22 protein-coding genes are annotated in these 21,586 nt (G+C 61.9%); 16 read left to right on the forward strand and 6 right to left on the reverse strand.

Annotated features, from left to right (window positions below; all coding sequences use genetic code 11):
• Positions 1–13: 13 nt before the first annotated feature.
• The 6 genes from cysT to EGJ09_RS08515 all read left to right on the forward strand — a co-directional run bounded on the left by cysT (position 14) and on the right by EGJ09_RS08515 (position 5,451).
• Positions 14–832, forward strand: coding sequence for a sulfate ABC transporter permease subunit CysT (gene cysT / locus EGJ09_RS08490; RefSeq protein WP_125923608.1), 819 nt, complete (start codon positions 14–16; stop codon positions 830–832).
• Between the two features lie 11 nt (positions 833–843).
• A complete protein-coding gene (gene cysW / locus EGJ09_RS08495; RefSeq protein ID WP_046786986.1) occupies positions 844–1,716 on the forward strand; it encodes a sulfate ABC transporter permease subunit CysW in 873 nt (290 codons plus the stop codon).
• A gap of 3 nt (positions 1,717–1,719) precedes the next feature.
• Positions 1,720–2,709, forward strand: a complete 990-nt coding sequence (locus EGJ09_RS08500; RefSeq protein ID WP_125923609.1) for a sulfate/molybdate ABC transporter ATP-binding protein — start codon at positions 1,720–1,722, stop codon at positions 2,707–2,709.
• Positions 2,710–3,013: 304 nt separating this feature from the next.
• A complete protein-coding gene (locus tag EGJ09_RS08505) occupies positions 3,014–3,595 on the forward strand; it encodes an alpha/beta hydrolase (RefSeq protein WP_125923610.1) in 582 nt (193 codons plus the stop codon).
• Between the two features lie 63 nt (positions 3,596–3,658).
• Positions 3,659–4,489 carry a sigma 54-interacting transcriptional regulator gene (locus EGJ09_RS08510; RefSeq protein ID WP_125923611.1) on the forward strand — a complete coding sequence of 277 codons (831 nt, stop codon included), beginning with the start codon at positions 3,659–3,661 and terminating at the stop codon, positions 4,487–4,489.
• A 176-nt stretch (positions 4,490–4,665) separates the two neighbouring features.
• Positions 4,666–5,451 (forward strand): MetQ/NlpA family ABC transporter substrate-binding protein, encoded by a 786-nt coding sequence (locus EGJ09_RS08515; RefSeq protein ID WP_046786990.1) that lies wholly within the window; start codon positions 4,666–4,668, stop codon positions 5,449–5,451.
• Between the two features lie 238 nt (positions 5,452–5,689).
• On the opposite strand, the gene EGJ09_RS08520 is transcribed toward EGJ09_RS08515, so the two are convergent.
• Positions 5,690–8,053: a penicillin acylase family protein gene (locus EGJ09_RS08520; RefSeq protein ID WP_125923612.1), complete on the reverse strand. Its 2,364-nt coding sequence runs from the start codon at positions 8,051–8,053 to the stop codon at positions 5,690–5,692.
• 86 nt (positions 8,054–8,139) lie between these two features.
• Here EGJ09_RS08520 and EGJ09_RS08525 point away from each other — a divergent pair, with 86 nt between their 5' ends.
• Positions 8,140–8,706: a sugar O-acetyltransferase gene (locus EGJ09_RS08525; RefSeq protein ID WP_115273336.1), complete on the forward strand. Its 567-nt coding sequence runs from the start codon at positions 8,140–8,142 to the stop codon at positions 8,704–8,706.
• Here EGJ09_RS08525 and EGJ09_RS08530 read toward each other — a convergent pair.
• On the reverse strand, positions 8,685–9,254 hold the full coding sequence (locus EGJ09_RS08530; protein WP_125923613.1) for a DUF6436 domain-containing protein: 570 nt from the start codon (positions 9,252–9,254) through the stop codon (positions 8,685–8,687). The genes EGJ09_RS08525 and EGJ09_RS08530 overlap by 22 nt on opposite strands.
• A 120-nt stretch (positions 9,255–9,374) precedes the next feature.
• Between EGJ09_RS08530 and EGJ09_RS08535 the strand changes: the two genes are divergently transcribed.
• On the forward strand, positions 9,375–10,301 hold the full coding sequence (locus EGJ09_RS08535; RefSeq protein ID WP_119688103.1) for an alpha/beta hydrolase: 927 nt from the start codon (positions 9,375–9,377) through the stop codon (positions 10,299–10,301).
• On the opposite strand, the gene EGJ09_RS08540 is transcribed toward EGJ09_RS08535, so the two are convergent.
• A complete protein-coding gene (locus EGJ09_RS08540) occupies positions 10,302–11,054 on the reverse strand; it encodes a DUF2059 domain-containing protein (RefSeq protein WP_125923614.1) in 753 nt (250 codons plus the stop codon).
• A gap of 113 nt (positions 11,055–11,167) precedes the next feature.
• On the opposite strand from EGJ09_RS08540, the gene EGJ09_RS08545 reads away from it, so the two are divergent.
• A complete protein-coding gene (locus tag EGJ09_RS08545) occupies positions 11,168–11,800 on the forward strand; it encodes a 2OG-Fe(II) oxygenase (protein WP_125923665.1) in 633 nt (210 codons plus the stop codon).
• Positions 11,787–12,290 carry a DUF523 domain-containing protein gene (locus EGJ09_RS08550; protein WP_046786996.1) on the forward strand — a complete coding sequence of 168 codons (504 nt, stop codon included), beginning with the start codon at positions 11,787–11,789 and terminating at the stop codon, positions 12,288–12,290. The genes EGJ09_RS08545 and EGJ09_RS08550 overlap by 14 nt, the downstream gene beginning before the upstream one ends.
• Before the next feature lie 59 nt (positions 12,291–12,349).
• On the opposite strand, the gene EGJ09_RS08555 is transcribed toward EGJ09_RS08550, so the two are convergent.
• A complete protein-coding gene (locus tag EGJ09_RS08555; RefSeq protein WP_046786997.1) occupies positions 12,350–12,838 on the reverse strand; it encodes an ABC transporter substrate-binding protein in 489 nt (162 codons plus the stop codon).
• A gap of 197 nt (positions 12,839–13,035) precedes the next feature.
• Here EGJ09_RS08555 and EGJ09_RS08560 point away from each other — a divergent pair, with 197 nt between their 5' ends.
• Entirely contained in the window at positions 13,036–13,512 is a 477-nt protein-coding gene (locus EGJ09_RS08560) for a DUF4399 domain-containing protein (protein ID WP_046786998.1), read from the forward strand.
• 128 nt (positions 13,513–13,640) lie between these two features.
• Here the strand turns inward: EGJ09_RS08560 and serA are convergent, their stop codons facing one another.
• The gene (serA, locus tag EGJ09_RS08565; RefSeq protein ID WP_039602651.1) at positions 13,641–14,870 is read right to left on the reverse strand and encodes a phosphoglycerate dehydrogenase; all 1,230 of its coding nucleotides are present in this window, start codon (positions 14,868–14,870) and stop codon (positions 13,641–13,643) included.
• 171 nt (positions 14,871–15,041) lie between these two features.
• On the opposite strand from serA, the gene EGJ09_RS08570 reads away from it, so the two are divergent.
• The 4 genes from EGJ09_RS08570 to EGJ09_RS08585 all read left to right on the forward strand — a co-directional run bounded on the left by EGJ09_RS08570 (position 15,042) and on the right by EGJ09_RS08585 (position 19,157).
• Complete coding sequence (locus EGJ09_RS08570; protein WP_125923615.1) at positions 15,042–16,439, forward strand: FAD-binding oxidoreductase; 1,398 nt, start codon at positions 15,042–15,044, stop codon at positions 16,437–16,439.
• A gap of 24 nt (positions 16,440–16,463) precedes the next feature.
• Positions 16,464–17,129 (forward strand): fumarylacetoacetate hydrolase family protein, encoded by a 666-nt coding sequence (locus EGJ09_RS08575; RefSeq protein ID WP_012312259.1) that lies wholly within the window; start codon positions 16,464–16,466, stop codon positions 17,127–17,129.
• A 106-nt stretch (positions 17,130–17,235) separates the two neighbouring features.
• Positions 17,236–18,156 carry an SdiA-regulated domain-containing protein gene (locus EGJ09_RS08580; protein WP_046787000.1) on the forward strand — a complete coding sequence of 307 codons (921 nt, stop codon included), beginning with the start codon at positions 17,236–17,238 and terminating at the stop codon, positions 18,154–18,156.
• 89 nt (positions 18,157–18,245) lie between these two features.
• Positions 18,246–19,157, forward strand: a complete 912-nt coding sequence (locus EGJ09_RS08585) for an SdiA-regulated domain-containing protein (RefSeq protein WP_046787001.1) — start codon at positions 18,246–18,248, stop codon at positions 19,155–19,157.
• 93 nt (positions 19,158–19,250) lie between these two features.
• Here the strand turns inward: EGJ09_RS08585 and rpiA are convergent, their stop codons facing one another.
• On the reverse strand, positions 19,251–19,925 hold the full coding sequence (gene rpiA, locus EGJ09_RS08590) for a ribose-5-phosphate isomerase RpiA (RefSeq protein WP_012312262.1): 675 nt from the start codon (positions 19,923–19,925) through the stop codon (positions 19,251–19,253).
• Positions 19,926–20,059: 134 nt separating this feature from the next.
• Between rpiA and ilvA the strand changes: the two genes are divergently transcribed.
• Positions 20,060–21,574, forward strand: coding sequence for a threonine ammonia-lyase, biosynthetic (gene ilvA, locus EGJ09_RS08595; protein WP_046787002.1), 1,515 nt, complete (start codon positions 20,060–20,062; stop codon positions 21,572–21,574).
• Positions 21,575–21,586: the final 12 nt, after the last annotated feature.

Genomic DNA, 21,586 nt, shown 5'->3' on the forward strand with positions numbered 1-21,586 from the left:
ACCAGGGATCTTTATGTCACGTCGTATTTCCCCCGTCATACCCGGCTTCGGGCTGACCCTGGGCTACACCTTGGTGTATATCAGCCTGATCGTGCTGATACCGCTGGCCGCCATGTTCGTGCATGCCGCGCAGCTTACCTGGGAGCAGTTCTGGAACATCATCAGTGCGCCGCGTGTGATCGCCGCGCTCAAGCTGAGTTTCGGCACCGCCCTGTTCGCCGCCATCATAAACGGTGTCATCGGTACCCTGCTGGCTTGGGTGCTGGTGCGCTATACCTTCCCTGGGCGCAAGATCATCGATGCGATGATCGACCTGCCATTTGCTCTACCCACTGCCGTTGCGGGTATCGCCCTGACTGCGCTGTATGCCCCGGCAGGCTGGGTCGGTCAGTTCGCCACCGACCTGGGCTTCAAGATCGCCTACACCCCTCTGGGCATCACCCTGGCGCTGACCTTCGTCACCCTGCCGTTCGTGGTGCGTACCGTGCAACCGGTGCTGGCGGACATCCCGCGGGAAGTCGAAGAGGCTGCTGCCTGCCTGGGCGCGAAACCACTGCAGGTGTTCCGGCACGTGCTTGCACCGGCCCTGTTGCCTGCCTGGCTCACCGGATTTGCCCTGGCCTTTGCCCGTGGCGTGGGCGAGTACGGTTCGGTGATCTTCATTGCCGGCAATATGCCGATGAAGACCGAGATCCTGCCGCTGCTGATCATGGTCAAGCTCGACCAATACGACTACACCGGCGCGACTGCCATCGGCGTGCTGATGCTGGTGGTTTCCTTCATCCTGCTGCTGCTGATCAACCTGCTGCAGCGCCGCATCGAAACCCCTTGAAGGAGGCCGGCATGTCCAGTTCATCCCTGAGCACTAACGCCGCCGCCAATGCCGCACGTCGCGGCAGCGCCACGTCGCGGCGCATCCTGATCGGCCTTGGCTGGCTGGTGTTCGCACTGTTTCTGCTGCTGCCGCTGGTGATCGTGGTATCGCAGGCGCTGAAGAACGGTTTCGGTACCTTCTTCGAGGCGATCTTCGAGCCTGATGCCTTGTCGGCGCTGAAGCTGACGCTGCTCGCCGTCGTCATCTCGGTGCCGCTGAACCTGGTATTCGGCGTCAGCGCCGCCTGGTGCGTGAGCAAGTACACCTTCCGTGGCAAGAGCATCCTGGTCACCCTGATCGACCTGCCGTTCTCGGTATCGCCGGTGATCGCCGGCCTGGTCTACGTGCTGATGTTCGGCGCCCAAGGCTTTTTCGGGCCTTGGCTGCAGGACCACGATATCCAGATCGTCTTCGCTTTGCCGGGCATCGTGCTGGCGACCATCTTCGTCACCGTGCCCTTCGTTGCCCGTGAGCTGATCCCGCTGATGCAGGAGCAGGGTACCCAGGAAGAAGAGGCTGCGCGCCTGCTCGGTGCCAACGGCTGGCAGATGTTCTGGCACGTGACCCTGCCGAACATCAAGTGGGGCCTGATCTACGGTGTGGTGCTGTGTACTGCGCGGGCCATGGGCGAGTTCGGTGCGGTATCGGTGGTCTCGGGCCATATCCGTGGCGTCACCAATACTTTGCCGCTGCACGTGGAGATCCTCTACAACGAGTACAACCACGTCGCGGCCTTCAGTGTGGCCAGCCTGTTGCTGATCCTGGCGCTCTTCATCCTGCTGCTCAAGCAGTGGAGCGAGAACCGTATTAACCGCCTGCGCCATAGCGCAGCGGAGGAATAAGTCATGTCGATCGAAGTTCGTAACGTCAGCAAGCGCTTCAACAGCTTCCAGGCCCTGGACAACATCAACCTGGATATCCACAGCGGTGAGCTGGTGGCCCTGCTCGGCCCTTCTGGCTGCGGCAAGACCACCCTGCTGCGCATCATCGCCGGCCTGGAAACGCCGGATGACGGCAACATCGTGTTCCACGGCGAAGACGTCTCCGGCCACGATGTACGTGATCGCAACGTTGGTTTCGTGTTCCAGCACTACGCGCTGTTCCGCCACATGAGCGTGTTCGACAACGTTGCCTTCGGCCTGCGCATGAAGCCCAAGGGCGAGCGCCCGAGCGAGAGCAAGATTGCCGAGAAGGTTCATGAACTGCTGAACATGGTGCAGCTGGACTGGCTGGCGGACCGCTACCCTGAACAGCTTTCCGGTGGCCAGCGCCAGCGTATCGCCCTGGCCCGCGCTTTGGCGGTGGAGCCCAAGGTGCTGCTGCTCGATGAGCCGTTCGGTGCCCTCGATGCCAAGGTGCGCAAGGAGTTGCGCCGCTGGCTGGCGCGTTTGCACGAGGACATCAACCTGACTTCGGTGTTCGTCACCCACGACCAGGAGGAGGCCATGGAAGTGGCCGATCGCATCGTGGTGATGAACAAGGGGGTGATCGAGCAGATCGGCTCCCCGGGGGAAGTGTATGAGAAGCCTGCCAACGACTTCGTGTACCACTTCCTCGGCGACTCCAACCGGCTGGCGTTGAGCGAGGGTCATCATGTGCTGTTCCGCCCCCACGAGGTGTCGCTGTCACGCCATGAAACGGAAGGGCACCATGCCGCCGAGGTACGTGATATCCGCCCATTGGGCGCGACTACCCGGGTGACCTTGAAGGTGCAAGGGCAGAGCGAGCTGATCGAGGCCGAGGTGGTCAAGGATCACGACAGCCTGACCGGGCTGGCGCGAGGTGAGACGCTGTTCTTCAGGCCAAAGGTCTGGCAGAAGGTGGCGGATATCTGAGTTGCTTTAGCGGGTGAAAAACCCGGACAAGGTCCTGATGCCTGTCAGTTAAGCGATTCGGGGCCGCTTTGCGGCCCATCGCCGGCAAGCCAGCTCCCACTGGTACAGCGCAGACTCAAGAACTGCGCTGTACCAGTGGGAGCTGGCTTGCCGGCGATGGGCTGCGGAGCAGCCCCAATAGAGCTAAACCGCTGGCAGATTGATTCTTTTTTTGGTTATTAATAAATATCTTCTTATTCCTTTACGAATATAACCCCCTCCCTATACTTGCCTCCAAGTACGCAAATTCACAGGAGGCGTCCCCATGCCCAATGAGTCGATTCGCTACCTGATTGTGCCGGGTTGGCAAGGTTCGCCAAACAACCATTGGCAGAGTCACTGGCAGCGCACTTTGCCCAACAGCGCGCGGGTAGAGCAGCACGACTGGCTCACCCCGCAGCGCCAGGACTGGGTGCAGGCGTTGGAGCAGGCAATCGCTGCTGAACGCTCGCCGGTGATTCTCATTGCCCACAGCCTGGGCTGCATCACGGTCGCCCATTGGGCTGCCCAGGCCAACCCGGCCTTGCTGCGGCGCGTACGCGGCGCGCTGTTGGTTGCCCCGGCAGATGTCGAGCGGCCGACCTGCTCGCCCGCCCTGCGCAACTTTGCGCCGATGCCGCTGCAGGCCCTGCCGTTTCCCAGCCAGGTGGTCAGCTCCGACAACGACCCTGCCGTGAGCGTGCCGCGCGCGCTGTACCTGGCTCAGGCTTGGGGCGCAGAAGCGGGGTTGCTGACCAATGCAGGGCATATCAACGTCAAATCCGGGCATGAACGCTGGGAGCAGGGGTTTGCCTTCCTGTATCGCCTGCAAAGCCGTGTCGAACAGCGCGCGCTGCGTCGCGCCTGATCGCCACCACTGTTTATCGTTTGCCTGACGCCCGGCCCGCAGAGGTTTGGGCGGGAGTTAGTCATGACTTTTCAAAACCCGTTTGGCCAGCCGCTGCTGACCTTCCCTGAACTGGACAAGAGCCCACTTAGCATTCGTGCCAAGGCGCTGGTGTTCATCGACCCACGCTCGCAGCAGTTGCGCCAGGCGCTGGACCGCCTGGCACCACAAGCGCTGCCGGTGCTGATCCGCGGTGAGACTGGTACCGGCAAGGAGTTGCTGGCACGGCAAATCCATCGGGCCAGTGACCGTGGTGGGCTGTTCGTCTCGGTAAACTGCGCGGCCATCAGCCATACCTACGCCGATGCTGAGCTGTTCGGCTACAGCGCCGGCACCCATGGGGGGACCGCCAGCAGCCGGGCGGGCTGGTTCGGCTCGGCCAACGGCGGCACGCTGTACCTGGATGAAATCGCCGACTTGCCGTTGGCGATTCAGGGCAAGCTGCTGGCCGCGCTGGAAAACCGCGAAGTCATCCGCGTCGGCGCGCAGCAGCCACACACGGTGGACGTGCGCCTGGTGGCTGCGACCAGCATTGACCTGGCCCGGGTGGTCAAAGCTGGCAGGTTCAATGAACGCTTGTACCAGTACTTGCGTGAGGGCTCGCTGGAGCTGCCTCCGTTGCGTGAGCGCTGCGGCGATATCCTGCCGTTGGCTGAGTATTTCGTAGGTATCTACTGCGCACGCCTGCAGCGCCCTGTGCCGTTGATCAGCGAAGCGGCCCAGCAGGTGCTCGAAGCCCACACGTGGCCCGGCAATACCCGCGAACTGGAGAACATCATCCACTTCGCCCTGCTGGTGAATGACAGTGAAGAGATCCAGCCAGAGGACCTCGACCTGCCGAACACCGCACGCTAGACGTCGCTCATAAGCAAAATGGGTAATGGCAATTTGTTTTTGGAATAAGCAGCTAATTAAAAGATATTGTTGCGGAATAAAAAATCTCGGTATCTTGCGCCTCACGCCCGCTGATGAAACGGTTGGGCATCTGACTTTGCCATCAACGATGGCCCAGAAACAAAACAAGGACCACCATGAAGAAGACCCTGCTGACCACTGCCCTGGCCGCTGCCCTGTCGTTCTCCGGCCTGGCTGCCGCCGCCGAGAAACTGGTGGTCGCCGCTACCCCGGTACCGCACGCCGAAATTCTGGAGCTGATCAAGCCGACCTTGGCCAAGGAAGGCGTGGACCTGCAGATCAAGGTCTTCACTGACTACGTACAGCCCAACGTACAGGTAGACCAGAAGCGCCTGGACGCTAACTACTTCCAGACGCTGCCTTACCTGAAGAGCTTCAACGAAGGTAAAGGCACCCATTTGGAAACCGTGATCGGCGTGCACGTCGAACCGTTCGGTGGCTACTCGAAGAAGATCAAGAACCTGTCCGAACTGAAGGACGGCGCCACCGTTGCCATTCCTAACGAAGGCAGCAACAGTGGCCGCGCCCTGATCTTGCTGCAGAAGGCTGGCCTGATCACCCTGAAAGATCCAAAAAACGCCCTGGCCACTCCGAAAGACATTGCCGAGAACCCGAAGAACCTGAAGTTCAAGGAGCTTGAGTCGGCCATGCTGGCGCGTGTACTGGACCAGGTCGACCTGGACATGATCAACACCAACTACGCGCTGGAAGCTGGCCTGAACCCGGCCAAGGATGCGTTGGTGATCGAGGGTAGCGACTCGCCGTACGTGAACTTCCTGGTGGCCCGCCCGGACAACAAGAACAGCGAGGCTATGCAGAAGCTGGCCAAGGCCCTGACCAGCCCTGAGGTCAAGGAATTCATCGCCAAGAAGTACAGCGGTGCGGTGCTGCCGGCGTTCTGATTCGCCTGCTTAACCCTTGCATGAAAAACGCCGACGCATTCGCGTCGGCGTTTTTTTTGGGGGGGCACAACGCTCAGCGTTGGCTACCCAATGCCTGGCTCAATGCCAGCAGCCACAGCAGTTGTTCGTTGGAGTCAGTCGGGCAGAGGCTTTTCATCGTTATCGTCCTTGTAGTGTGATGGCCGTGCGGATCGCAGTCTGAAGCTGTTGGAGAAGCCGACCCGAAGAAAAGTTTCCATCACTCTGTGGGTACCAGACGCAAGGTAGTGTGGGCCGGTATCACCCCCATCTGGGCGCGCTGATACTGCCCCTCGATATAGCCTTCAGCCTGATCCGAATAGTGCCGATCGAACGGCACACCACTCTGCCCGACCGGGTTGCTGGTCAACGCCTGCCCAGCGTCGGCGAAGTCGATCAACCGCCGCGTCGAAGGTCCATACGTCACCGGCCACGGCGCAGGCCCGATTTTCGCCGACAGGTTGTTGGGCACCTCATGGGTACCCGGGGCGGCAAACGGGCCGACGTTGAACAGCAGGTTCAACGGCTTTTTAACACCCAGTGGATGGTTGTGCGTCAGGGTATGCGCCTTGCCCCATTGCCAGCTGGCCGGGTCTTTGCCAAAGGTTGCGCGCAGGTGCCCGAGGGTTTGCTGCCAGGCGATGCGCACGATGGCGGTGCGGTCGGTACGTTGGTTGGCGCCGCGCGTGTTCCACCACGGTGATTGCGCGTCCGCCACCAAGCGGGGCAGGGCAGAGTCGATGGTGCGGGTACTGATGAGCACCGGGAACCAGGTATCGCCCAGCTCGTCATGCAGCGCGGCATGTGCCAACTGGTAGAGAAACTGGTTGAACAGTGTGGCGCTGGTCGAGTCCAGCGGGTGATCTCCGCGCCAGGCGGCCAGTTGCTCGACCAGCTCCTTTTCCTCATCGCCCTGGGCGATGTCGCGCAGGGTCGCAAGCAGGGGCGCCAGGGAGCGTGGGCCATAGTCGTTGGCGGTGTCCAGTTGCAGCGCCTGGCTGTTCTCGGTATCCCATTTCATTTGCGGGTTTGCCAGGTGGCGGTCCAGCTGGCGGCCCCGGTCCGGCAAGTTGTAGTAGCCCGGTATCGGTACCGCCGCTGGCGGCTGGTAGTTCGCTGAAACGATGTAACCGCTGGCCGGGTTTTCCTGCTGTGGGTTGACGCTGAAAGGGTAGAAACCCAGCTTGTCGGCCTGGTGGCTCGCGCCATCGAGGATGAACGACGGGTTGACGCCATCCGGGCGGATCGGCAGTTGCGCCGCAGCCCACCAACCAATATCGCCACCTGCACTGGCCCAGACGAAGTTGAGCCCTGGCGCCTGAACCTTGGCCGCCGCCTCGCGCATCTTGGCAAGGGAGTCGGCACGGTTGAGCTGATAGAAGCCTTCGAGGATCGGATTCTCGGTTTCCAGGAAGGCCCACCACATCGCGATTGGCGTCGTGCCGGCGGTCGCGCCCAGCACGTCGTTGACGATCGGCCCGTGGGGTGAGCGGCGCAGGCTGATGCTGACGGGCTGCTCGCCTTTGACGGCGATTTTCTGCTCAGTCTTTTCCAGTGTTCGCCACTGGCCCTCGACCATCACCTGATCGCTGTTGGCCGGGTTGGTCTTTTCCGCAATCAGGTCGACATCGTCGTTCTGGAACATGGTCAGGCTCCAGCCGAAGTCGCGATTGTGACCGAGCAGCGCGAACGGGTTCAGCGCCTGGAAGTAGCCGTACAGATTGAACCCTGGCGCCGACAGCTCGGCCTCGTACCAGACGGCCGGCACCGCGAAGCTGATGTGCGGGTCGCCGGCCAGCAGCGGCTTGCCGCTGCGGGTACGGCCGCCGGCCACTGCCCAGGCATTGCTGCCTTCGAATTGGGGAATGCCGGCATCGCCAAGGGCTTGGTGGCTGAGGCGGGCGAGGGTTTCAAGGCCCTGCCAGTCCTGCGCCGCCAGCGGGGTCCCCAGCGCGCCTTCAGGTTGCCAGTCGAGGTCGAAAATCTTCAGGTACTGCGGCCCGAGCTGGTCGCGGATGTAGGTCAAGGCAGGCTCGGTGCGGAACGCGGCGGCAAAACTGTAGGCCAGGTAGCCGGCAATGCTCAGGGTATCTTCAGCGGTGAACGGCCTTGGCGTTATGCCTATAAGGTCAAACTCCATGGGTTTGGGGTGGCTCGCCTGCCAGGCGTTGATGCCATCGAGGTAGGCTTGCAAGGCCTTCCACGCGGGGGATTGATGGTCCAGGCGCTGAACCATCAGCGCCGCCTGATCACGGATGCGCAGGCTGCGGAACAGGGTATCGGTGGGCAGCAGCTTGTCGCCCAGCACCTCGGCCAGTTCACCGCGGGCCAGGCGGCGCATGATTTCCATCTGGAACAATCGGTCCTGGGCATGCACGTAGCCGAGGGCGCGGTACAAGTCTGCTTCGTTCTGCGCCTGCAGGTGCGGCACGCCGCGGGTGTCATAGCGCACACTGACCGGGGCCTGCAGGCCGGCTACCGCTACCTCGCCGTCACGCTGCGGCAGTTTGCCGTGCACGTACCAGTAACCGGCACCGGCGGCCACGGCCACTACCACGGCCAAAAGGGTCAGGCTGCGCTTCATTGAAGCTCCTTGTGCATTCGAGCGGGAATTGTGGTCCGATCTTCGGCGGATTCGCGCAAAGAGCATAGCCCTCGACAGGAGTTTCCATGTCCCTCAGCGAAAAACAGAAAATGCTCAGCGGCCAGCCCTACCACGCCGGCTGCCCCGAACTACAGGCTGAGCAAATCGCCAGCAAGCACTGGATGCAGCGCTACAACACCAGCTTCGAGTTGCTTAACGAAGCCCGCAACGGCCTGCTTGCCGAGCACTTCGGCCATGTGGGCGAAGGCACGGTCATCCGCCCGCCGTTCTATTGCGACTACGGCTACAACATCAGTGTCGGCCGCAATACCTTCATGAATTTCAACTGCGTGATCCTGGACGTGCTGCCGGTACGTATCGGCGATGATTGCCAGGTTGGCCCGGCGGTGCAGATCTACACCGCCGATCACCCGCTCGACCCTGAACTGCGGCGTACCGGGCTGGAGAGCGGACGGCCGGTGACCATCGGCAACAATGTGTGGATCGGTGGCGCGGCAATCATCCTGCCCGGGGTGACCATTGGCGATAACGCAGTGGTTGGTGCGGGCAGTGTGGTGACCCGCGATGTGCCGGCAGGCGCGGTGGTGGTCGGTAACCCGGCGCGCGTGCGTCAGCCGGCCCAAGGGCAATAGCAGCCGACGGCCAGTGTGTTCGATGCGGTGACGTGGCGGCCATCGAGCAGGGCCTTGAGGATCGGCTCGATGAAGCTGTTGCTGGCGTTGCACACCGCGCCTTCGCTGTAGGGGCCGAAGTACGCGAGGTTGCCTTGGCGGTCCCAGATCGCTACGGCCGGAGAGGCGGGCAGGTTTTCGCTGCCCGGCAGGTGGGTGATGGGTTGCAGGCGGGTGAGGCTTGCCGGCAGCTGGCCATGGCTGCCCGGCTTTTGCACGACGTGGAAGGCCACGCCCTTGTCTGCGAAATGGCTGACCAGGTCACCCAGGTGCTGCTGGTTGCCGACATTGCACGGGCAGGTCGGGTCCCAGAAGTGCACTACGCGAACCAGGCCGGGGCCGGCGAGCTCTGCGGGCAGGCGCAGCTGGCTGCCGTCGAACAGCGTGGTCTGGCTTTCGAACGGGCGCAGGTAGCGGGCCTGGAAACTGTCGTATGCCCACCAGAGCACGGCGGCGCATGACAGTAATGCAATGGCTGAAAATATCGGCTTGATCGTTCGAGTTTTCATGGCACATCCGCAGCCTTTGGAGGAGCGGTCTTGTTGATTGAAAAAGTGGCCAAGCTTGCCACGGCGCAGCCAAGAGCTGAATATCCCGGATCAATACTCGCTTCGCTGTGGATGTACCCGATGCCTGCCGCTTTTCACCCCGACCGCCTGCGCGTCAGCCTCGCGCCCCTGGGCAAACGCCAACCCTTGTCCGTTCAGGCGCAGGATTATCAGCGTTTCTACGGCCTGAACCTGCCGGCGCAGAGCTGGCTGGGCGGTTTTCAGGCAGCGGGTTTCGAGCTGGTGGGGCAGGTCTGGCTACCTTCGCAGCCCGTGGCGACAGTGTTTGTGCTGCATGGCTATTACGACCACATGGGCCTCTACCGCCACGTGATCGAATGGGCACTGAAACAGGGTTATGCAGTGATCAGCTGCGACCTGCCTGGCCATGGCCTGTCCAGTGGCGAGCGCGCCAGCATCACTGATTTCGCACTCTATCAGCAGGTGCTCGATGCCCTGTTCGAGCAGGCGCGCGGCCTTGCTTTGCCGCACCCGTGGCACCTGTTCGGGCAAAGCACTGGCGGTGCCATCGCCGTCGATCATCTGTTGCATCAGGGGGTACAGAGCCCCGTTGATGGCCAAGTGATCCTGCTTGCGCCGCTCGTGCGCCCGCGCGCCTGGCTGTGGTCGAAACTCAGTTATCGGGTGTTGCGTCACTTCGTCAATGGCATTGAGCGGCGTTTCAGCGAAAACAGCAACGACCCGACGTTCTTGCCGTTCCTGGAGGCCGACCCGCTGCAGCCTCGGCGCCTGCCGACAGCCTGGGTCGGCGCGCTGATGGCCTGGGTCAAGCGGATCGAGGCCGCGCCGTGCAGCCCGCGGCGGCCGTTGATCGTCCAGGGGCAGGCCGATGGCACAGTGGACTGGCCCTACAACCTCGAAGTGCTCAAGGCCAAGTTTGCTGAGCCACAGATCCTGCTGCTGCCCGAAGCCCGTCACCACTTGGCCAATGAACTGCCGGGAATCCGCCAGCGCTATTTCGACTTCATCGACCAGCGCTTGGGCTGACTACTTGAGGTTCGCGCCGTTCTGGCCGACTGCCAGGCCGGCGCGCACCGCTGCCACTGCGGCCTGGTAGTACGCTTTGCCTTCAGGTGACTCGGCGAAGGTGGCGAACTCTTCCAGCTCGGCGTCGGACAGGTCGCGGTAGACGTACAGCAACGTGTTGTTGAGGTCTTCGCCAATCTGGTTCATCAGCCGCTGGCGCTGGCCATCGAGCAGGCCTTGGGCCTGGCCACCGCCGAACAGGCCGGGGATCATCGAGCTGAGGCTGTCGGCCGCCACGCCGGCGATAGCCAAGCTAACCTCGGCACCGGCTTCGCGGGCCGGGAGGGCCTGAGCCAGGTGCCCGATGATCAGCAGACGGTTATCGCTGGCCTGAATTTTCGGCAAGCCCTTGGCGTGCTTGGCCAGCTGGTCCTTGCGCGTGGCCAGCAGTTCGGCGGCGACGATCTTGCGCCCCAGCGGTGACTGGAAAAAGGCCAGCGCTGGCGCAGGGTCGGGCAGGGCGCTGCGCAATTGCGCCTGGGCACGGCGGTCCATGGCCTCGGCCTGGAAGCGCTGGTTACTGTTACTGACCAGCGCCTGGTAAACCGCAGGCGGCAGGCTGTTGCGGTAGCGCTGCTGGGCGGCGCTCACGGCATCATTGAAATGGGCGCGCTGGTCGGGCCAGCCGGCGACCTTGTACAGCTGATCGAGGCTGTCTGCCCAGACAGGCATGGTGCAGATCATCAGCAGAATCAGGGAAAACAGACGGCGCATTCAGGACTCCTGTCGGCAGGTGGCTATTGTCCTTGGCTCGGCGCCGGTTTGTCGAGATAGGGGCGTAATTCTCGGCCAAGTGGCGCTGTGCGAGTGCATGGCTAATGGATATGATGCGCGCCATGCATATCTCCCCTGAACACCCGATGCTTGCGGCCGTCGTTGACGATCTGGCCTCCCATGGCTGGTCGCAGCAGGCCCTTTTCCTGCCGGCTGAGCTGGTGCGTGCGCTTGCGGCCGAGTGTCGGCGCCGTGATGCCGAAGGCCAGCTCAACCCTGCCGGGGTGGGGCGCGGTGTGGCCCAGGAAGTGCGCGAGGCGATCCGTGGGGACCAGATACAGTGGATCGACCCGGGGCAGGCCGAGGCTTGCGACAAATACCTGGAAGCCATGGACCAGCTGCGCCTGGCCATCAACCAGGGCCTGTTCCTGGGCCTTGAAGACTTCGAGTGTCACTTCGCCCTGTACCCGGCAGGTGCGTTCTACCGTCGCCACCTGGACCGTTTTCGCGACGACGACCGGCGCATGGTCTCGGCTGTGCTCTACCTCAACGAAGACTGGCAGCCGCAGGATGGTGGCCAGTTGCGCATGTTCCTGGCTGACGCTGTCGAGCATGACGTGCAGCCCGTGGCCGGCTGCCTGGTGGTGTTTCTGTCGGGTGAAGTACCTCACGAAGTCTTGCCAGCGGGGCGTGAGCGGCTTTCGTTGACGGGTTGGTTCCGGCGCCGTGGCAATGACCCGTTCTGACCCGCCCAAGGTACTGGTCAGCGCCTGCCTGCTGGGGCAGCCGGTGCGTTATGACGGGCGGGCCAGCGGCCATCCTGATCTGTTGCAGCGCTGGCAGGCTGAAGGGCGTGTGGTGCCGTTGTGCCCGGAGGTGGCCGGTGGCCTGCCCACACCGCGCCCGCCCGCGGAGATCCCGGGCGGGCAGGGTGGCGATGTGCTCGATGGGGCAGCGCAGGTGCTGACGGTGAAGGGCGAGGACGTAAGCGCGGCATTTCTTGCCGGTGCGCACCAGGCGCTGGCACTGGTGCGTCGGCATGGCATTCGGGTCGCGGTGCTCAAGGCGGGCAGCCCTTCGTGTGGCAACCGCTTGACCTACGATGGCACGTTCGCAGGGGTGAAGGTGCCGGGGCAAGGGGTTACCACTGCACTGCTGCAGCGGGAGGGGGTGCTGGTGTTCAGTGAGCTGGAGCTGGAAGAGGCCCAGCGAGCGCTGGCTGGGCTGTCAGCGTAGTCTGGTGCTGGCCTTTCGCGGGGTTACCCGCGTAAAGGCTGGTGCAGGCAATAAATGACTCACTGCCCGGTAGCCGTCTCCGGCACACCCTTGAACCACTTCTGCTCAAGCTCCGCTGTACGGCCGCTGTCCTTGAGGCGCTGCAGCGCGTTGTTCACCGCGCTCTCGAACGCCGGATTGTCTTTCTGGAACGGGATGACCAGTTTCCTCTCGCCAAAAGGCTGGCTCAGATCAAACGGCGTATCGGCCTTGGGAGCATTGTCCGATGGGGTCAGGGTGATGTCGTATTTGCCACTTTCAACACCCGGCAGTATCTCGGCCACAGGCGTTTCAATGAACTCGACACGCAGGTCCAGTTGTTTGGCCAGCTCTTGGCCGAATTCGATTTCAAAGCCCGTCAGATGCTCGTTTTCCTTGAAGGCATACGGCGAGTTGTCGGCCTGTACGGCAATGCGCAGTTCGCCCCGGTCGGCGATTTCGTCTATCAGCTCGGCTTGAGCCAATGGCGTGATCAGTACTGCCAGCAGTACACCCATGGTCGAACGCATCTAATGCCCCTTTTCTTTGGCAAATGAATAACTGTCGCCACGACTTTCTTCCTCGTCGTGGTCGAGCGCAGCCTATGACCTTGAAGCCTTGGCGATGTTTAACCCTAACTGAATTTTTTCTCTTTGTGGGCTATGGTGAGCTTCCGCTGCCGTTCGTTTGCAGGTGGCGGTCAATGAGTGAATCACAGGAGAAGTGAATGAACAGCCTATTTTCGCGTGCTGCCGTAGCCGGTCTGCTGATGGGGGCCTCGGTACTGGCCAGCGCTGCGGATGCGCTGAAGAGCCAGGAGCCGCCCAAGGATGCCAAGGTCTTCATCGTTTCCCCCGCCGATGGCGCAACGGTCGACAAGACCTTTACCGTCAAGTTTGGCATCGAAGGCATGGGGCTCAAGCCTGCGGGTGACCAGACCCCGCACACGGGCCACCACCACCTGCTGGTGGATGTGGACAAGGAGCCTGCAGCCGATCAGCCACTGCCGACCAGCCTGATGCCGGAAGGCGGCGCGGCGTTGCCAGCCGGCCCGCAGGTGCTGCACTTCGGCAAGGCCCAGACCGAAACCACTCTTACCCTGACGCCGGGCAAGCATACCCTGCAGCTGGTACTGGGTGACCAGTATCACGTGCCGTTCAAGCCAAGCGTTGAGTCGAAGAAGATCACGGTTGAAGTGAAGTAAGCCGAGCCATCACGCAGCCCTTAAGCTGGCAAGTCGATCCCCACTCGCATCGTTGTGTGAGCTGGCTTGTTGGCGAAACAAAAAAGGGAGGCCACCAAGGCCTCCCTTTTTTCATACCGCAATCAAGCTCAGAACAGTACGCGCGAGCGGATGGTGCCCTTGACGTGCTGCAGCTTCTCTTGCGCAAGGTCCGAGTACTCGGCGTCAACGTCGATTACCACGTAACCCACTTTCTCGTTGGTCTGCAGGAACTGACCGGAGATGTTGATACCGTTCTCGGCGAAGACTTTGTTGATCTCGCTGAGCACGCCCGGAATGTTTTCGTGGATGTGCAGCAGGCGGTGCTTGCCCGGGTGTGCCGGCAGGGCGACTTCAGGGAAGTTGACCGACGATACCGAGGTGCCGTTGTCGCTGTACTTGACCAGTTTCTCGGCCACTTCCAGGCCGATGTTGGCCTGGGCCTCGGCGGTGGAGCCGCCGATGTGCGGGGTCAGGATCACGTTGTCCAGGCCGCGCAGCGGGCTTTCGAACTCTTCGTCGTTGGAGCGTGGCTCGACCGGGAACACGTCGATGGCGGCGCCGATCAGGTGCTTGTCCTTGATGGCTGCGGCCAGGTGGTCCAGTTCTACCACGGTGCCACGGGCGGCGTTGATCAGGATCGAGCCCTTCTTCATCGCGCGGATTTCTTTCTCACCGATCATCCACTGGGTGGATGGCAGCTCAGGCACGTGCAGCGAGACGATGTCGGCCAGGCCCAGCAGTTCGTGCAGGCTGGTGACTTGTACGGCGTTGCCCAGCGGCAGCTTGGTCAGCGGGTCGTAGAAGTAGACCTGCATGCCCAGGCTCTCGGCCAGTACCGACAGCTGGGTACCGATCGAGCCATAGCCGACGATGCCCAGCTTCTTGCCGCGGATTTCGAACGAGTTGGCCGCGCTCTTGATCCAGCCGCCACGGTGGCAGGAGGCGTTTTTCTCGGGGATGCCGCGCAACAGCAGGATGGCTTCGGCCAGTACCAGTTCCGCCACCGAACGGGTGTTGGAGTATGGCGCGTTGAACACGGCAATGCCGCGCTCGCGTGCAGCGTCCAGGTCGACCTGGTTGGTGCCGATGCAGAAGCAACCGACGGCGACCAGTTTCTTGGCACAGTCGAAGATCTCTTCGGTCAGCTGGGTACGCGAACGGATGCCGATGAAGTGGGCATCAGCGATCTTTTCCTTGAGTTCTGCTTCCGGCAGCGAGCCAGTGAGGTACTCGATGTTGGTGTACCCGGCGGCCTTGAGGGTATCCACCGCGTTCTGGTGCACACCTTCAAGAAGAAGGAACCTGATCTTGCTCTTGTCGAGAGAAGTCTTGCTCATCTGCGTAAACCTGTATCCCGGAGAAAAAATGGCGAGAAGTGATGCTAGGCGCAGCGCGGGCCTTAGCACGAACAGCGGGGGCGCTATGCTAGCATACGCGACACAATCTGAGCTTATCCCGACAGGTGAAGAGTACTCAGGGTGACTATGAATAAGTCGAGAGTTCCGGCGATGACGCACCCCGCGGTAATTGATGAACTGATGACCTTGGTAGACCCTGGCAAGGTCCTGACCGATGCCGCTTCCCTGGAAGCGTACGGCAAGGATTGGACCAAGCATTTTCCGCCCGCGCCCACTGCCATCGTGTTCCCCAAAAGCGTGGAACAGGTTCAGGCCATCGTTGGCTGGGCCAATCGCCATCAGGTGGCGCTGGTGCCTTCCGGCGGTCGGACCGGGCTCTCCGCCGGTGCGGTGGCAGCCAATGGTGAAGTGGTAGTCGCCTTCGACTACATGAACCAGATTCTCGATTTCAATGCCTTCGACCGCACGGCGGTCTGCCAGCCAGGGGTCATCACTCGCCAGCTGCAGGCATTCGCCGAAGAACAGGGGCTTTATTACCCGGTGGATTTCGCCTCGAGTGGCTCCAGCCAGATCGGCGGCAACATCGGCACAAACGCCGGCGGCATCAAGGTCATTCGCTACGGCATGACCCGTAACTGGGTTGCCGGCCTGAAAGTTGTCACTGGCAAGGGCGAGCTGCTCGAGCTGAACAAGAACCTCATCAAGAACGCCACGGGCTATGACCTGCGCCAGTTGTTCATCGGCGCCGAAGGTACCCTGGGCTTCGTGGTCGAGGCCACCATGCGCCTGGACCGCGCCCCACGCAACCTCACCGCCATGGTGCTGGGCACGCCGGACTTCGATTCGATCATGCCGGTGTTGCATGCCTTCCAGGGCAAGCTTGACCTCACGGCATTCGAGTTCTTTTCCGACAAGGGTCTGGCCAAGATCATGGCACGTGGCGATGTGCCTGCGCCGTTCGCCACCGACTGCCCGTTCTATGCCCTGCTGGAGTTCGAGGCCAGTACCGAGGAGGTGGCCAACGATGCGCTGGCCACCTTCGAGCACTGCCTCGAGCAAGGCTGGGTACTGGACGGGGTGATGAGCCAGAGCGAAGCTCAGTTGAGAAACCTCTGGAAGCTGCGCGAGTACCTGTCCGAAACCATCTCCCACTGGACGCCGTACAAGAACGATATCTCTGTCACGGTTTCCAAGGTGCCGGCGTTCCTGCGCGACATCGATGCCATCGTCAGCGAGCACTATCCCGACTATGAGGTGGTCTGGTACGGGCACATCGGCGACGGCAACCTGCACCTGAACATCCTCAAGCCCGAGTCCATGAGCAAAGACGATTTCTTCGCTTCATGCACCAAGGTCAACAAGTGGGTGTTCGAGATCGTCCAGCGCTATAACGGCTCGATCTCCGCCGAGCACGGTGTGGGCATGACCAAGCGCGATTACCTTGGCTATAGCCGCTCACCACAGGAAATCGCCTGCATGAAGGCGATAAAGGCCGTCTTCGACCCTAACGGCATCATGAATCCGGGTAAGATCTTCGCTCCTGAATAAAAGCAGTAATCAAAGGAGTCGGCCATGAGTTACCAGCACCAGTACGTAGACGGCACCCGTATCCACTTCCCGCTGGGCAAGGTGGTGTGCGTTGGCCGCAACTATGCCGAGCACGCCAAGGAACTGGGCAATCCCATTCCGACCGAGCCGTTGCTGTTCATCAAGCCGGGCAGTTGCGTGGTGCCGCTGGAGGGTGGTTTCAAGATTCCTACCGACCGTGGTTCGGTGCATTACGAAGCCGAAATCGCGGTGTTGCTGGGCAAGCCGCTGTCGGCACATCCATCTGAAGAGGAAGTGCTGGATGCCATCTCCGGCTTTGCCCCGGCGCTGGACCTGACCCTGCGTGACGTGCAGGCCAAGCTCAAGGAAAAGGGCATGCCGTGGGAGACCTGCAAGAGCTTCGACGGTGCCTGCGTACTGCCGCCTTTCGTCGCTGCCGGCACGTTCGAAGACCTGGCCGACATCCCGGTGCGCCTGACCATCAATGGTGACGTTCGCCAGGACGGTAACAGCGCGATGATGCTCAACCCGATCGTGCCGATCATCCAGCACATGGCCTCGCACTTTTCGCTGCTGCCGGGGGATGTGATCCTGACCGGTACCCCGGCTGGCGTCGGCCCCTTCGAAGTGGGTGATGAGCTGGTGCTGGAGTTGCCGGGCGTGAGCCGCTTCGAAAGCCGGGTACTCTGAGCAGAGACTGTGTCGCCCGCGAAGCGGGCGACGCGATTTACCGTTTTTTTCACAACCTATCTGGATAATGCGCGAATCTCCGCCTATTTACCCAGGAATACTCTGTATGGCCCTGTCTTCCAGCGCTCCCGTATCCACCAAGCGTCGCTTCTACCTGCGCTGGCCGTTCGGCCTGGCTGTGGCTGCGGTGATCGGCTATGGCGTGGCCGTGGCGATGCACTGGGATGACCGTGGCCGACTGTGGGTCCAGGAAGGCTTCGAGAGCAGCGCCGAGCGCAGCGAAAGCGTCTGGTTGCCGGACTATAAGGTCGATATCGATGCCAAGCCTATGCCGGGCATGGAAGATGATGAAGCCTCGGACGTAGCGTTCAATCCGCATACCCGCACGTTGTTTGTGGTCATGGGCAAGAACCCGTTCCTGGTCGAGCTGAGCCTGGATGGTGATGTGCTGAGGCAGATCCCCTTGCAGGGGTGGAACAACCCCGAAGGGGTTGCCGTGCTGGAAGATGGCCGCTTGGCCATTACCGATGAACGTCTGCACGACCTGACCGTGGTCAAGGTGGACGCACAAACCAAGTCGCTGAACCATGCAGATTTTCAGAGCCACGACCTGGGCGAGTCGGTGAAAAGCAACAAGGGCTTCGAGGCCGTGGCATGGGACCCGATGCGCCAGCGTCTGGTGATCGGCGAGGAGCGGCCGCCAAAGCTGTATACCTGGAGCACCGATGGGCGCAGCCCGCTCAAAGGTGACAAGCAGCCGCTGGCCAGCAACGAACTCGACCTGCGCAACCTCTCAGGCTTGGGTGTCGACCCGCGTACGGGCCATCTGTTGGTGCTGTCGGCGGACTCCAACATGCTGCTGGAGCTCGACGAGCAAGGTCAGCAGGTGAGTTTCATGACCTTGCTGGGCGGTTTCAACGGCCTCAAGGACACCATTCCGCGTGCTGAAGGGGTGGCGATGGACGACCAGGGCAACCTGTACATGGTCAGTGAGCCGGCGCTGTTCTATCGATTCAAGAAAAACTGACGGCCATTTCAGATTTTTCGCATGCTGGCATTAAGCTTTACTTCAGTTGTTCGTGGTTAGATTCGTCATCCTCAAACCGAGTCTGCCCTATGCGTCGCTATGTTCGTATGCCCCTGGTCCTGGCTGTCATTGGCCTGCTCGCCGTGCTCTTGCTGGGCGTGGCGGAGCAGCAGTTCCGTTTGCTCGAGCGTGGCTGGTTCAACTTCAAGACCTGGTGGCAGCCCGCTGAGCAAAGCATGGGCCTGGATCGCTATCGGGTAGTGACCGAGGCGCAGCCTATAGACGGGCTGGACGATGATGTTTCGGCACTGACTTACGACCCCGACCGCAAGACCCTGTTCACGGTGACCAACAAGCGCTCCGAACTGATCGAGTTGTCCCTCGACGGTCGTATCCTGCGGCGGGTGCCGTTGACCGGTTTCGGCGATCCCGAGGCGGTCGAATACGTAGGGCCCAACAGTTACGTGATCACCGATGAGCGCCAGCAACGGCTGATTCGCGTGCGCCTTGAGGACGACACGATGTTCCTGGATGCCCACGATGCCGAGCAGTTGAGCCTTGGTATCGGCCTGAACGGCAACAAGGGGTTCGAGGGGCTGGCCTACGACTCGGCGGGCAAACGCCTGTTCGTGGCCAAGGAGCGAGACCCGATGGTGATCTACGAAATTCACGGGTTTCCCCATGAAAACCCGGAGCAGCCCTATGCAGTGCATGTGGTGCAGGACCGCAAGCGCGATGCGCGGCTGTTCGTGAGGGATCTGTCGAGCCTGCAGTTCGACGAGCGCAGCGGGCATCTGCTGGCACTGTCGGATGAATCACGCCTGGTGCTGGAGTTGGATGTGAAAGGTAAACCGTTGAGCACGCTGTCGCTGCGCAAGGGGTACCAGGGGCTCAAGCAGACGGTGCCGCAGGCGGAGGGGATTGCCATGGATGAAGCGGGGACCATTTATCTGGTCAGTGAGCCGAACCTGTTCTATGTGTTCAAACAGCCCACGGATTGACTGGGCTTTTGAGCGTAATTGCCGGCAGGCCGCCTCCCACGCGGTCACCACTGCTGTGGATTGCCTGGGGGAGCCAGCTTGCCGGCAATGGCATCACTCGGCTTTCAGGCTCTTCACGCCTTCCGGGGTGCCCAGCAACAGCAAGTCTGCCGGCCGTGCGGCAAACAGGCCATTGGTCACCACGCCGACGATCGCATTGATCTGCGCCTCCAGCTCTACGGGGTTGGTGATCTGCAGGTTGTACACATCCAGGATCACGTTGCCGTTATCGGTGACCACACCCTCACGGTACACCGGGTCGCCACCCAGCTTGACCAGTTGGCGCGCCACGTGGCTGCGGGCCATCGGGATCACCTCGACCGGCAGCGGGAAGGCGCCCAGCACCGGCACCAGCTTGCTGGCATCGGCGATGCAGATGAAGGTCTTGGCCACGGCCGCGACGATTTTTTCGCGCGTCAGTGCCGCGCCACCGCCTTTGATCAGGTTCAGGTGTGCATCGCTCTCGTCGGCGCCGTCGACATAGAACTCCAGCTCGCTGACGCTGTTCAGCTCATAGACCGGGATGCCATGGCCCTTCAGACGCTGTGCCGTGGCCTCGGAGCTGGCGACCGCGCCGTCGAACGCCGTCTTGTGCTGGGCCAGGGCGTCAATGAAAAAGTTGGCAGTCGAACCGGTGCCGACGCCGACGACGCTCTTTTCATCCAGCTTGGGCAGAATGAAGTCGACAGCGGCCTGGGCGACGGCCTGTTTGAGTTGGTCCTGGGTCATGCGGGCTCCGGAAAGGGGCAGGGCGGTAATGAAAGGAGGCTAGTATAACGGCTCGGGCGGCTTTGCTGTGGTCGCCCGACGTAGCGCTGGGGTAGACTCGCAGCCCTTGTCCCGCGGCCAGTGATGCTTTCCCGATGCTCGAACAGTACGTCAAGAAGATCCTCACCTCGCGCGTCTACGACGTCGCTGTCGAAACCCCGCTGCACAGCGCCGGGCAACTGAGCAAGCGCCTGGGCAACCAGATTCTGCTCAAGCGTGAAGACCTGCAGCCGGTGTTCTCCTTCAAGATCCGTGGGGCGTACAACAAGCTGGCGCAACTGAGCCCGGAAGAACTGGCCCGCGGCGTGGTCACCGCCTCGGCCGGCAACCATGCACAGGGGCTGGCCCTGGCAGCCCGCGAGCTGGGCATCAAGGCCACCATCGTGATGCCCAAGACCACCCCGGAGATCAAGATCGAAGGCGTACGCTCGCGTGGCGGCAAGGTGGTATTGCATGGCGATTCGTTCCCCGAGGCGCTGGCCTACTCGCTGAAACTGGTCGATGAGAAGGGCTTCGTCTATATCCACCCTTATGACGACCCGCACACCATTGCCGGGCAAGGCACCGTGGCCATGGAAATCCTGCGCCAGCACCCAGGCCGGCTGGATGCGATCTTCGTGCCGGTGGGCGGCGGTGGGCTGATCGCCGGCATCGCCGCCTACGTGAAATACCTGCGCCCGGAAATCAAGGTGATTGGCGTCGAACCGGATGACTCCAATTGCCTGCAGGCAGCCATGGCCGCTGGCGAGCGCGTGGTGCTGCCGCAGGTTGGGCTGTTCGCCGATGGCGTGGCCGTGGCCCAGATCGGTCAGCATACCTTCGACATCTGCCGCTTGCATGTGGATGAAGTGATCACCGTCAACACTGACGAGATCTGTGCAGCAATCAAGGATATCTACGACGATACCCGCTCGATCACCGAACCTGCAGGTGCCTTGGGTGTCGCTGGCATCAAGAAATATGTGGAGCTCAACGGCGTCAGCGGGCAAACGCTGGTGGCTATCGACTCGGGCGCCAACGTCAACTTCGACCGCCTGCGTCACGTCGCCGAGCGTGCCGAGCTGGGCGAGAAGCGCGAAGCGATCATCGCCGTGACCATCCCCGAGCGGCCGGGCAGCTTCAAGGCGTTCTGCGAGGCCATCGGCAAGCGCCAGATCACCGAATTCAACTACCGCAAGCACACATCCGACGAAGCCCATATCTTCGTTGGCGTGCAGACCCATCCGGAGAACGACCCACGCGCTGCGTTGGTGCAGCAACTGACCGAGCAGGGTTTCCCTGTTACCGACCTGACTGACAACGAGCTGGCCAAGATGCACATCCGCCACATGGTGGGTGGCCATTCGGCCGGTGCACGCGACGAGATCGTGCTGCGCTTCGAGTTCCCTGAGCGGCCGGGGGCGCTGTTCAACTTCCTCAACAAGCTGGGCGGGCGCTGGAACATCTCGATGTTCCACTACCGCAACCACGGCGCCGCCGACGGGCGTGTGGTGGCGGGGTTGCAGGTGCCGGAGGACGAACGCCACCTGGTGCCGGCGGCGCTGGCCAAGATTGGGTATCCGTACTGGGATGAGACCGACAATCCCGCTTACCGGCTCTTCCTGGGTTGAGCGACTAAGCTT

Origin of the sequence: Pseudomonas sp. p106, assembly GCF_003936645.1 — a bacterium.
Classification (GTDB): Bacteria; Pseudomonadota; Gammaproteobacteria; order Pseudomonadales; family Pseudomonadaceae; genus Aquipseudomonas; species Aquipseudomonas putida_E.